The 12,350-nt window shown below is 39.6% G+C and carries 9 protein-coding genes and 2 other annotated features; of the genes, 4 read left to right on the top strand and 5 right to left on the bottom strand.

All coding sequences use genetic code 11. From position 1 onward, the window contains the following. The first annotated feature begins 88 nt into the window (after positions 1 to 88). On the top strand, positions 89 to 310 hold the full coding sequence (locus OR571_RS02890) for a DeoR family transcriptional regulator (RefSeq protein WP_142538837.1): 222 nt from the start codon (positions 89 to 91) through the stop codon (positions 308 to 310). A gap of 37 nt (positions 311 to 347) precedes the next feature. Here the strand turns inward: OR571_RS02890 and OR571_RS02885 are convergent, their stop codons facing one another. Together OR571_RS02885 and OR571_RS02880 are read right to left on the bottom strand one after the other, a co-directional pair. Further along, on the bottom strand, positions 348 to 1,070 hold the full coding sequence (locus tag OR571_RS02885) for a pseudouridine synthase (RefSeq protein ID WP_282241341.1): 723 nt from the start codon (positions 1,068 to 1,070) through the stop codon (positions 348 to 350). 9 nt (positions 1,071 to 1,079) lie between these two features. Beyond that, positions 1,080 to 2,696, bottom strand: a complete 1,617-nt coding sequence (locus OR571_RS02880) for a putative polysaccharide biosynthesis protein (RefSeq protein WP_282241340.1) — start codon at positions 2,694 to 2,696, stop codon at positions 1,080 to 1,082. Between the two features lie 300 nt (positions 2,697 to 2,996). Between OR571_RS02880 and OR571_RS02875 the strand changes: the two genes are divergently transcribed. The 3 genes from OR571_RS02875 (at position 2,997) to OR571_RS02865 (ending at position 7,073) form a co-directional block, all read left to right on the top strand. Beyond that, positions 2,997 to 4,253, top strand: coding sequence for a BaiN/RdsA family NAD(P)/FAD-dependent oxidoreductase (locus OR571_RS02875; RefSeq protein ID WP_282241339.1), 1,257 nt, complete (start codon positions 2,997 to 2,999; stop codon positions 4,251 to 4,253). 581 nt (positions 4,254 to 4,834) lie between these two features. Then, positions 4,835 to 5,063: a binding site (T-box leader), on the top strand. A gap of 52 nt (positions 5,064 to 5,115) precedes the next feature. Then, positions 5,116 to 6,504, top strand: a complete 1,389-nt coding sequence (gene trpE, locus OR571_RS02870; protein WP_282241338.1) for an anthranilate synthase component I — start codon at positions 5,116 to 5,118, stop codon at positions 6,502 to 6,504. Further along, positions 6,501 to 7,073: an aminodeoxychorismate/anthranilate synthase component II gene (locus OR571_RS02865; RefSeq protein WP_282241337.1), complete on the top strand. Its 573-nt coding sequence runs from the start codon at positions 6,501 to 6,503 to the stop codon at positions 7,071 to 7,073. Before trpE ends, OR571_RS02865 begins: the two co-directional genes overlap by 4 nt. A 226-nt stretch (positions 7,074 to 7,299) precedes the next feature. Here the strand turns inward: OR571_RS02865 and leuS are convergent, their stop codons facing one another. The 3 genes from leuS to OR571_RS02850 all read right to left on the bottom strand — a co-directional run bounded on the left by leuS (position 7,300) and on the right by OR571_RS02850 (position 12,338). Continuing rightward, a complete protein-coding gene (gene leuS, locus OR571_RS02860; RefSeq protein WP_282241336.1) occupies positions 7,300 to 9,711 on the bottom strand; it encodes a leucine--tRNA ligase in 2,412 nt (803 codons plus the stop codon). A 227-nt stretch (positions 9,712 to 9,938) separates the two neighbouring features. Continuing rightward, positions 9,939 to 10,150, bottom strand: a binding site (T-box leader). A gap of 43 nt (positions 10,151 to 10,193) precedes the next feature. Further along, a complete protein-coding gene (locus tag OR571_RS02855; RefSeq protein WP_282241335.1) occupies positions 10,194 to 10,961 on the bottom strand; it encodes a 3-hydroxybutyrate dehydrogenase in 768 nt (255 codons plus the stop codon). Between the two features lie 48 nt (positions 10,962 to 11,009). Then, positions 11,010 to 12,338, bottom strand: a complete 1,329-nt coding sequence (locus OR571_RS02850; protein WP_282241333.1) for a GntP family permease — start codon at positions 12,336 to 12,338, stop codon at positions 11,010 to 11,012. Positions 12,339 to 12,350 lie beyond the last annotated feature (12 nt).

Below are 12,350 nucleotides of genomic sequence, written 5' to 3'. Positions count from 1 at the left end.
GGCTGTAAATTGCAATTATCTAGTTGCTTTTCACCCATGTCGTCCGCTAGTCTAGCCAAGAGATATGATGATGAAGGAGTGGTTACTCATGAAACCTACTACTGATCGGATGCTCAATCGAATTAAAGACATGTACATGTTCATCCGAGATAACGGAACTGTTACAACACAAGACTTAGTCGATGAATTTGGCATCACTCCTCGCACTATTCAGCGAGATTTGAATGTGCTTGCTTTTAATGACTTAGTTATTAGTCCAACAAGAGGCAAATGGACCACGACGAACAAACGCGTTAAATTAACATCTTAGATAGCTTCAATATGAAAAGAATGACCATGCTCAAAACTTAAGCGAGGTCATTCTTTTGCTGTATTTGCTCTAATTCTTCTTCTGTTAATTCCCTATATGCACCTTCTGCAAGTGACTCATCCAGCTTAAGGGTACCCATGGAAAGTCTTTTTAAGAAGACTACCTTTTTCCCTACTGCTTCAAACATTCTTTTAACTTGATGGAATTTCCCTTCTGTAATTGTTAATTCAATCTCAGAAATGGATCCACTTTTTAAAATCTGGAGCATACCAGGTTTTGTATGATAGCCATCATCTAATATGACTCCATTTTTAAAAGCTTCTATATCAATCTCGTTTACTATACCTTGCACTTTGGCAAAGTATACTTTTGGAACCTCTTTATTTGGCGACAGCAAACGATGCGTTAATGCTCCATCATTTGTAAGTAACAGCAGACCTACCGTATCCTTATCCAGCCTCCCGACTGGATAAGGCTCGAAATGCCTCACATCATCATTCAATAAATCGATGACGGTTTTATCTCTTGTATCATCAGTTGCAGATACAACTCCTGCTGGTTTATTTAACATTAAATAAATGAACTGTTTATATTCTATTACTTCCCCATAAACAGAAACTCTATCGCTGTGCTCATTTACATGCACACCGCTATCTTTTACAGTGACTTCATTTACTTGAATTGCCTTCGACTTGATCAATAACTTAACTTCTCTTCTTGTTCCAAAGCCCGTATGAGCTAGAAATTTATCTAATCGCATATCGTTCTCCTAAAAACCAATTTTTTTCGTGTATTTTGTGAGTCTTTCTCCAAAGAGCTTCTGTGCAAGACCTAATCGCAAAGTTACATACCCATAAAAAGCAGCACCGATGGAAGCACAAACGAAGATGACTACCACCGCCTCCAGCTTATGATCGATTGCGAACATTTTCTCGATGCCCCATTTAGAAAGGAATACTAGCATTAACATAGCTACATTCACCATCAGGATTAATAGAATTCTTCTAAACACCATCGTTGATTTATAATGCAATGTTCTTCGAATCGCAAACATATTTAACCCTATGGCTACAATATAACCTAATGAAGTAGCAAATATTGCACCGTCTGTTTCAAACGCTTTAATGAATGGCGTATTTAACACAAGCTTCGTTAATATACCAAGTAATAAATTCAAGATAATAAGTTTTTGTCTGTCTATCCCCTGCAAAATCGCTGTTGTCACTGGATAAAGCGCAAATAATATAGCTACAGGTGCATAATGCGCAAGCACTGTCGCCCCTGTTTCACTTTGCTGATAAAATACTAGGTAAAACTCATTCGCTAAAACGGAAATACCCATGGCAGCTGGTACAGTTAGGAATAATAATATTTGAAAAGTTTGATCCAATGATTTTCTTACTTGGCCAAAATCTTGCTTCGCGTAATAACTTGTAATCAACGGAATTAACGTCATGGAAAATCCTGTTGCTAGCATGACTGGGATCATCACTAATTTATGTGCGGAAAAGTTGAGCATCCCAAGTAAAGTATTAGAAATTTCTCCATTAATACCTATCTCCAACATTGCACGGTTAAATGTAATCATATCGATAAATTGGAATAATGGATTGATAACACCAACTAAAGCAAATGGAACGGTGTATATTAGCATCTCTTTATAAATATTCGTAAGGGAAACATCGGAAGTCATTTTACCACTTGAGCTGAGCAATGCATTAAACTCTGGCTTTAATTTTTTCCAATACCAATATAAAACGATCAAACTAGCAATCGCACCTAAAAACGCAGCAAATACCGCAAAAGAAATCGCCGTTTTTTCAGAACCCTTGAAAATATAAACAACCATAAATCCGCCTGCTAATACGAACAGTATACGTATAACTTGCTCAAATAACTGAGAAACTGCTGTAGGAGACATATGTTGATACCCTTGGAAAAACCCACGGATTAGACTCATAACAGGTACGACAATTACCGCAAAACTTACATATTTAATAACGGTAGCTACATCTTCTACAGTAAAAAGTGCCTCATCATCTTTGATAATGAGATGTGCTATCGGTTCCGACATTACAAATAAAACGATAAATCCCAGAACTCCAGTACCCATCATCAGTAACATACTAGACTTTACTAACTTTCGACCAGTTGCATAATCCCCAAGCGCATTATATTTCGAAACAAACTTAGAAACCGCAATTGGCACTCCAGAAACAGCTATCGCCAGCATTATGGAATATGGAACATATGCGTATTGGTATAGTGCTACATAATCTTCCCCGATGATTTGGTAAAAAGGAATAACATAGAGTACTCCCAAAATCCTTGATAATAAGAGACCAACAGTTAAAATCATTGTCCCTTTTAATAAATTCGAAGCCATAGAACCCGCCCAATCCTGTCAAATTCGCCTTGGCGTATTTGTTGCGCCCAGATTAAGTAAGGAAGTTAGCCTAAGAACTTCACATCCTTACGACAACAGCTAACTGACCTGCATCACGCAGGCCTGATCTCGCTTGAGATATTCCTCTTAAAATCTGTGGCATCCGCCAAAGGCTTTAACTTTAGGCAACAATAAAATAATTGTTGCCTAAAGTTAAATTGTCTACACTACAGTTTACATCTGTCTCATGAAAACCACAATCGTGTATAATAAAGAAAAAAGTGAAAGTGTGAATTATTTATGTATGACGTTATTGTAATCGGTGGGGGTCCATCAGGATTAATGGCCGCTGCCGCTGCTGGAGCAGAAAAGAAAAAAGTATTACTTATTGAAAAAGGTTCGAAGCTTGGTAAAAAACTTGCTATATCTGGCGGTGGACGTTGTAACGTAACCAATCGTCTTCCTCAAGAAGAAATTGTCAAAAATATCCCCGGAAATGGACGTTTTTTATTCAGTCCCTTCTCCGTTTTTAATAATGAAGATATTATTGCGTTTTTTGAAAATCTTGGGGTTGCTTTAAAAGAAGAGGACCACGGTAGAATGTTCCCTGTTTCCAATAAGGCAATGGATGTTGTAAATGCGTTACTGGATGAATTAAAAAGGTTACATGTTGAAATTAAATTAAATTCTCCAGTTGCAAAACTATTAATGAATGACGAAAAAGTAATTGGCGTACGCCTGAGTACTGGTGAAGAAGTTGTTGCACCGGCTGTTGTGGTTGCTGTTGGAGGAAAGGCAGTTCCGCAAACTGGATCCACTGGAGACGGCTATCCTTGGGCTGAAAAAGCGGGACATACAGTTACAGATCTATATCCAACAGAAGTTCCTTTATTATCAAGCGAACCTTTTATCAAATCGAAGGAGCTTCAAGGTCTTGCCCTGCGAGATGTTGCGGTTTCTGTACTGAAGAAAAATGGAAAACCGATTATTACTCATCAAATGGACATGCTATTTACCCATTTTGGTTTAAGTGGTCCAGCTATTTTGCGTTGTAGCCAATTCGTTGTGAAAGAACAAAAGAAAAATGGCGGACAGCCTGTTCAAATTCGCATCGATAGTTTGCCAGATCAAAATGAAGAGCAAACATTTCAATCTCTCCTCTCTTCTATCAAAGAGGATCCGAAAAAGTCTGTGAAAAATGTTTGGAAAGGGATTGTGCCGGAAAGATGGTTATTATTTTTACTTCAGCGTGCGGGTATCCAGGAAAGTGAAGATGGCCAAAACCTAGCACACGATAAAATAAGAGAACTTGCACATCAATTGAAACAATTTACGGTGGACGTTTATGGTACACAGCCTCTCGATAAAGCATTTGTAACAGGTGGCGGCGTATCTATTAAAGAAATTGAACCGAAAACAATGGCGTCTAAGAAAAAAGCAGGACTGTATTTCTGCGGGGAGATTTTGGATATTCACGGATATACAGGTGGTTATAATATTACATCCGCTCTTGTTACTGGGAAAATTGCGGGTATGAGCGCTGCACTAACTAAATGATTTATCCTATAACTTATTCGCAATATAGGGAAACTGCGTAGTAAAGAGATACGGCAAAGGCAATTGATTTCCGCTCCATGCGGACGCTTACCGCGGGGCGGGCGGTGAGCCTCCTCGTCGCACGCTCCTGCGGGGTCTCACCTGTCCCGCTGATCCCGCAGGTGTCGCCGCCTTGAACTCCAATCAATAGAAACTACTAATAATCACTAAAAAGTAAGTCTTATTCAATTAATCATAGTTTTCCTATAGAAAAACAATATAGTACTAGATTTAGTGCATCATTTCTTAGTAATTAGCAGACTTTACTGGATTGTAGTGAAAGGGCGGCGACTCCAGCCGGAATAGCTTGAGCTGAAGACCCTAGACTGAGCGTAGCGAAATTTACTTTTGCGACGAGCTTGCGCAGGAGCAAAGGAAGCGGCGGAAGCCAAGCCGGCGGAAAGCGTCCGCCCTGTAGCGGATATCCCAACGGACACTTCATTAAACACACTACCGCACAGTTTCCCTAAAATGTGCAACTATTTATTAGCTAACATAAAATATAAATTGAATTTTAACACTATTTATAATACAATAGTCTTTAACAAGCGATGATGAAGAATAGTAGCGATGTAAAAAGCTTAAGAGAGCTAACGGTTGGTGCAAGTTAGTAGCAGGCATGTCGTGAATGGGCTTCTGAGCTCCGGGCTGAACGTATTAGTAGGCTTAGGCGTATGTCTACGTTACAAGACTTCGCGAATGGTTGTTTGCGAAATAAGCGGGTTACAATAGTAATCAATAAAGGTGGCACCACGGCTCTCCGTCCTTTTTAGATGGAGGGCCTTTTTGTGTTCAGTTGAGCAGTGAAAAGGAGAGATTAGTAATGACAGTTGAGACGAGAAGCTATGAGATGAAAGAGATTCAAGGAGACATGATGACCCCTATTTCCATTTACCAATCGATAAATGGAAGAAAGAAAATGCTATTTGAATCGTCAGCGAAACATGAGGAAAGTGGACGTTATTCATTTATCGCATTAAACCCCATTGCAGAATTGATTGGTGACCAATCAGGCTATACTCTGTCGTATGCCGAGGGAGATACAGAGAAAGGGTCAACATCTGTAACTGAAAAGCTAAAATATCTTTTGCCCATTCATACAGATAAATATCCGTTTGCTTTTTTCGGAGGGGCGATTGGCTATTTCGGATACGAAACGGCATTTTATCATGAGAAGATTGGGAAATTGTTGCCTGATGAATTAAAGATGCCAGATATCCATCTTATGTTCTATGACACATTTATTATTTTTGATCATATGAAACAAACTGTGACGATTGCTGCAATTGATTTATTTCAATCTGGTCGTACGCAACAAGAGATGGCAACTGCAATCGAAACAATTTATACAGATTTACAGCAGGTTTCCAAGCTTCAAGAGGATACAAAAACAAAGCTTGCTTTCCAACCAAATATAGAACAGTCAACTTTCATTCAGATGGTAGAAAAAGCAAAGGAGCACATTGTAAAAGGTGATATTTTCCAAATTGTGTTATCACAACGTTTTTCTTCCCCTTTCGAAGGAAATCCTTTTGCTCTATATCGCCAGCTTCGTACTTCGAATCCTTCTCCTTATATGTTTTATATGGAGTTTGAAAAATATACGATTCTCGGCACTTCACCAGAAAGCTTAGTTAAAGTTAATAATGGAATCATTACGACCAATCCCATCGCAGGGACAAAGCCACGAGGAGAAACCGTCGAGGAAGATATGCAAATCGCAAAAGATTTATTGAATGATGAAAAAGAAATTGCGGAGCATCGAATGCTTGTAGATCTTGGACGTAATGATATCGGACGGATTTCGGAAATTGGTTCCGTACAAATCCAAAAGTATATGAAGGTTGAATACTATAAATATGTCATGCATATTGTCTCAGAAGTAACTGGTCGCTTAAAGAAAGACTTGCATGTGCTTGACGTGTTGACAGCTTGTTTACCAGCAGGCACTGTGTCGGGAGCTCCCAAAATCCGTGCGATGCAAATTATTAATGACTTAGAAACTACCAAACGTGGAGTGTACGCTGGAGCGGTCGGCTATATCTCCGTTACCGGCAATATGGATTTAGCGCTTGCTATACGCACGATGGTTGTGAAAGATAGCCATGCTCATGTTCAAGCGGGAGCTGGTATTGTCTTTGACTCGGTTCCAAAAAGTGAATACGAGGAAACGATTAATAAAGCGAAAGCACTGTTGGAGGTGCAACGATGATTTTATTAATCGATAATTATGATTCCTTTACTTATAATTTATTTCAACAAGTGAGCACACTTGGCCAGGAAGTAACGGTTATTCGAAATGATGCAATATCCATTGAAGAAATTGAACGATTAAATCCTGCTGCTATTCTTATTTCTCCAGGTCCAGGTACCCCAACGGAAGCTGGCAATTCGGTGGAGATTATTCAGAAATTGCACAGAAAGTATCCGATACTTGGAATTTGTCTTGGTCATCAGTCAATCGGCGCGGCATTTGGTGCGGATATTGTGCAAGCCAAAACAATCATGCATGGCAAGATTTCAAACATAGAACATACTTATTCATGCTTATTTAAGGGTATAAATGAACCCATGTCCGTTATGCGTTATCATTCGCTGGTGATTGATGAAAATACATTAAGCGAAGAACTAGAGGTACTTGCTAGAGCTGAAGATGATCAAGAAATAATGGCGATTAAGCATCGAGATTACCCCCTATATGGACTTCAGTTCCATCCAGAATCCATTGGAACTGCGCAAGGGAATCGAATCATCCAAACTTTTATAGAAACACTTGGGTGATAATCTACAAAATGCATGAGCTCCTAGTATCTTACTAGGGGCTTTTTGAGTTGTTAAATGCTTGGGAAATTAGGTTAGTTGGAAAACTGGAGTGTTTAGTTGGAATTTTTATAGATTTAGTGGGAATTTCGGAGGATTTAGTTGGAAAAACGAACGGTTTAGTTGTAATAGTAAAAAAAGTAAAAAACTACTTATCCTCAAAAGGGATAAGCAGCTTTCTCACTCATCAGATTACAATATTAACCATTTTACCAGGTATTGCAATGATCTTCTTCACTTCTTGACCTTCTAGCCATTGTTGCACTTGTTCAGAAGCTAGAGCTAATGCTTCTAATTCTTCTTTTGTTGCATCTCTAGAAACATTTAGTTTCGCGCGTACTTTTCCTCTAATTTGTACCGGAACTTCTACTTCGTTATCTACTAATTTAGATTCGTCGAATGTCGGCCAAGGTTCATACACGATTGTATCATTATGTCCAAGAATGCTCCAAAGCTCCTCAGCTATATGCGGAACGATTGGAGAAATGAGCTTCACAAAGCCCTCCACATATTCTTTTGAGATTTTCTCTGCTTTATAGCCTTCATTGATAAATACCATCATTTGTGAAATGGCTGTATTATAATGCATTGCTTCAAAGTCTTCCGTTACCTTCTTAACCGTTTGGTGATACGCTTTTTCCATATTGTCAGAAGAAGTGTCTGTAACTTTTGCACTCAATTTACCATCTTCATCGACAAGTAAACGCCAAATACGGTCTAGGAAACGTCTTGAGCCATCTAAGCCGTTTGTTGACCATGGTTTAGAAGAATCTAGTGGTCCCATGAACATTTCATATAGACGAAGAGAATCGGCACCATGACTTTTCACGATATCATCAGGATTTACTACATTCCCTTTTGACTTAGACATTTTTTCGTTACCTTCCCCTAGGATCATTCCTTGGTTAAATAGTTTTTGGAATGGCTCTTTCGTTGTCACCACACCAATATCGTAAAGGAATTTATGCCAAAAACGTGCATATAACAAGTGAAGTACCGCATGCTCTGCTCCACCCACATAAATGTCAACCGGAAGCCAACGTTTAGCTAGTTCTGGATCCACAAGTGCTTCGTCATTGTTCGGATCGATGTAACGTAGGTAGTACCAGCAGCTGCCTGCCCATTGTGGCATTGTATTTGTTTCACGACGTCCTTTTTTACCTGTTACTGGATCTACAACATTTACCCACTCAGTGATATTAGCCAATGGAGATTCACCTGTACCACTAGGTTTAATATCTGTTGTTACAGGAAGCGTTAATGGTAATTCAGACTCTTCTACAGCAGTAGAAGTGCCATCCTCCCAATGGATAATTGGAATTGGCTCACCCCAATAACGTTGACGGCTAAATAACCAGTCACGAAGGCGATACGTGATTTTCTTTTCGCCTTTACCATTTGCTTCAAACCACTCAATCGCTTTTGCAATTGCTTCTTGTTTGTTTAAGCCATTTAAAAATTCTGAGTTAACAAGCGTACCATCAGCTGTGTATGCTTCTTTTTCAATATCTCCACCGGAAACTACTTCAACGATTGGTAAGTCAAATTGTTTTGCAAATTCATAGTCGCGCTCATCATGAGCCGGAACCGCCATTATAGCACCTGTTCCGTATGATGCTAATACATAATCCGCAATCCAAATAGGCATTTTTTCGCCACTTACTGGATTGATCGCATAAGCACCTGTAAATACACCTGTTTTGTGTTTGGCAAGATCGGTACGCTCTAAATCACTTTTCAATATCACTTGATCTTTATAAGCTTGCACTGCTTCAGCTTGTTCAGCAGTTGTGATTGTATCTACAAGCTTATGTTCAGGCGCTAATACTGCATAAGTTGCACCGAAAATTGTATCTGGTCGAGTGGTAAATGCACGGAAGGATTCCTTTGTATCAGCTATTTCAAATGTAAGCTCGGCACCTTCTGAACGACCAATCCAGTTACGTTGCATTTCTTTTAAGCTTTCCGGCCAATCTAATTCTTCCAAGTCTTCCAAAAGTCTATCTGCATAGGCAGTTATTCGAAGCACCCACTGACGCATCGGGCGACGTTCTACTGGATGTCCTCCACGTTCAGAAACGCCATCAATTACCTCTTCATTTGCCAACACAGTACCTAATGCAGGACACCAGTTCACTGGCACTTCATCTACATAAGCTAGACCTTTTTTGTACAACTGAATGAAAATCCATTGTGTCCATTTGTAGTAAGAAGGATCTGTCGTATTAACTTCTCTATCCCAGTCAAAAGAAAATCCTAAATCCGTCATTTGACGTTTAAATGTAGCAATATTTTTGGCAGTAAATTCTGCTGGATCATTACCCGTATCAATCGCATACTGCTCTGCTGGTAATCCAAAAGCATCCCATCCCATTGGATGAAGTACGTTATAGCCTTGTTTACGTTTGAATGCACTTAGTATATCCGTTGCGATATACCCTAGTGGATGCCCAACATGCAAACCTACTCCTGATGGATAAGGAAACATATCCAATGCATAAAATTTTGGTTTGGATGGATCATCCGTCATTTTGTACGTTTTGTTTTCTCGCCAATACTTTTGCCATTTTTTTTCGATTGCTTCATGATTAAAGCTCATTGAATTTCCTCCTTAAATGTAAGAAAGCGTAAGCGCCTGTGTCTGCCCCGACAGGCAAATGGGTTTAGGGAAAGTCTGCAAAGTGCGCCACATCCTGTGGCATTGCAGACATAACCCGCATCGTGCGGGCCAAGGAGGCAGCTCCTCAGCCACCACAGCTATTTCACATTTGACCCCGAGGGGCTAGGCGCTGAAGCTAGAAATAAAAAAAACTCGCCCCTTAAAAAATAAGGGACGAGAGATATACTCACGCGGTACCACCCAAATTAGTGAAAACTTCACTCAACTTGATTCCTTAACGCGGAAAACGGTATAAGCTACTTAAGTTCACCTATACAGACTCCAAGGCGAGTTCAATAGGGCATTTCACTAACTTTCACCAACCGTTAGCTCTCTAAAAAAACACACGCTATTTACTGATCCTTATCCAAGTCTTGCTATTACTTCGTATTTTAGAGGAAATAGCAAGAAATAGCAAGTTTTTATTGCGTTGTGTATCCACCATCTAAAACAACGGCTTGGCCTGTCATCCCTTTTGCAGAATCACTTGATAAAAATAATGCCAAGTCAGCAATTTCTTTTACATCTAGCAAACGTTTCTGCGGAACTAAAGGATATAAAACTTCTTCTAGTACCGCTTCCACTGGAATATTACGTGTTTTTGCAAGATCCTCAAATTGATTGCGCACTAGAAGTGTATCCGCATATCCTGGACAAATTGCATTAACCGTTATTCCATCAGCAGCTGTTTCTAATGCAGCAACTTTCGTTAAACCAATAACACCATGCTTGGCAGAATTGTAGGCTGCTTTACCTGCAAAGCCGATTAAGCCATTGATGGATGCCATATTAATAATTCTCCCAAAGCCTTCTTTACGCATATGTGGAAGTACATGCTTAATCGCCACAAATGGAGCGGTTAACATAATTTTTACTAGTAATTCAAAACGCTCTGTCGGAAAATCTTCTAGCATTGCAACATGCTGCATTCCGGCATTATTGATCAAAATATCGATACGACCAAACTCTTCTACCGTTCTATTAATAGATTGTATAATTTCCTCTTCATTTGTAACATCACATTTAATGCTAAGAACATCTGCACCAAGTGATGATGCAGCTTCTTTTACTTTTTCTTCATTAATATCCGTTAAAACTACCTTCGCACCTGCTTCATAAAATTCACGTGCTATTTCAAATCCTATACCTTGTGCCGCTCCGGTGATGAGTAGTACTCTATCTTTTACCATTTATCTTACCTCCAAAACTAATTACTTATACTCTTAAGATTTAAAAACTTAAATACCTAAGCCTAGTGAAAACAAGATAATTGCCAAAGCAGTTCCTAGTGCCGGCACTACGACAGTTGTTGCTCCTACAGCCCAATATGCTGCACTATGCTTTTCTCCACAGATTGATTGAATCGTAGTTACAACATATCCATTATGCGGCAATGAATCTAGTGCACCTGATGAAATAGCGACTACTCGGTGTAACGCCTCTGCATTTACCCCCATATCCATGTAATGTGGTGCTAATAATGGTAAGGCGATTGATTGTCCGCCGGATGATGAACCAGTCATACCAGCAATCACAGATACTGCAATTGCAGCTCCGATTAAAGGTGATCCCGGAATGTTGGTCATAGCTTCCACTGCTGTTGTAAATGCAGGGACATTTTTTGCAACCCCGCCGAAACCAACAACCGCAGCTGTATTACCAATTGCAATAAGCGCACCAACAGTACCAGCTGAAAATGCTTCCCAGAAATTTTTGGAATATTTTCTTCCGACAATATAAGTGGCGATAACTCCACCCAGTAGAGCGATTATTAGTGCAGATTGTGCCAATTTATCATGGAAAATAAATGAGATCGCTAATACAACCACTAATGGAAGCATTGCTAAAAAAGGATTTGGTAAACTTCTTGTCGTATCAAATGTCGGATCAGATTCACGGTCTATAAATCTTTCCCCTTTACTAACCGCTTTCTTAATAATACGGCTCAACCACCAATATCCAAAAATCGCCATGAATGCCGCTACGATAATACTTACTTCCCATCCCGCATATGCATTCGTCCCTAAAAACTCTATTGGAATCCAGTTTTGGATTTCAGGAGAACCCGCAGATGTCATCGTAAATGTTACGGATCCCAATGCTAACGTTGCTGGAATAAAACGACGCGGTAAGTCTGCTTGCTTAAACAATGAAATGGCCATAGGATATACAGAGAACGCAACTACAAACAGACTTACGCCTCCATATGTAAGAATTGCACAGGCAATTACGATTGCTAGTACTGCATACTTCATCCCTAATTTATCAACAATCCATTTGGACACAGAGTCTGCTGCCCCGCTATCCTCCATTACCTTACCGAACACGGCTCCTAGTAGGAACATTAAGTACCAAGACATTATAAAGCCAGTAAACCCTGTCATATAACTTGTTACAAAATTGGCTTCCCCTTCATCTGCCAATTGTGCAAATAATGGCATGCCACTAGTCAATGCCACTAACAATGCCGATATCGGACCGGCTATTAAGATATTTACACCCTTCATAGTCAAAATAATAAGTAGAACTAATCCCCCAATAAGTCCAATCATACTTAATAATTCCATGAACATTTCCCC

It is taken from the genome of Psychrobacillus sp. NEAU-3TGS (assembly GCF_029955155.1).
Taxonomy (GTDB): Bacteria; Bacillota; Bacilli; order Bacillales_A; family Planococcaceae; genus Psychrobacillus.
The sequence above is the reverse complement of the archived record's forward strand: the minus strand, read 5'-3'. Positions and strand labels throughout refer to the sequence as shown.

Bases quoted from the DNA above. Each gene is read 5' to 3' on its own strand.
- OR571_RS02880 (WP_282241340.1), bottom strand. From the start codon at position 2,696: ATGGCTTCGAATTTATTAAAAGGGACAATGATTTTAACTGTTGGTCTC.
- OR571_RS02890 (WP_142538837.1), top strand. From the start codon at position 89: ATGAAACCTACTACTGATCGGATGCTCAATCGAATTAAAGACATGTAC.
- OR571_RS02875 (WP_282241339.1), top strand. From the start codon at position 2,997: ATGTATGACGTTATTGTAATCGGTGGGGGTCCATCAGGATTAATGGCC.
- trpE (WP_282241338.1), top strand. From the start codon at position 5,116: ATGACAGTTGAGACGAGAAGCTATGAGATGAAAGAGATTCAAGGAGAC.
- OR571_RS02850 (WP_282241333.1), bottom strand. From the start codon at position 12,338: ATGGAATTATTAAGTATGATTGGACTTATTGGGGGATTAGTTCTACTT.
- leuS (WP_282241336.1), bottom strand. From the start codon at position 9,711: ATGAGCTTTAATCATGAAGCAATCGAAAAAAAATGGCAAAAGTATTGG.
- OR571_RS02855 (WP_282241335.1), bottom strand. From the start codon at position 10,961: ATGGTAAAAGATAGAGTACTACTCATCACCGGAGCGGCACAAGGTATA.
- OR571_RS02865 (WP_282241337.1), top strand. From the start codon at position 6,501: ATGATTTTATTAATCGATAATTATGATTCCTTTACTTATAATTTATTT.
- OR571_RS02885 (WP_282241341.1), bottom strand. From the start codon at position 1,070: ATGCGATTAGATAAATTTCTAGCTCATACGGGCTTTGGAACAAGAAGA.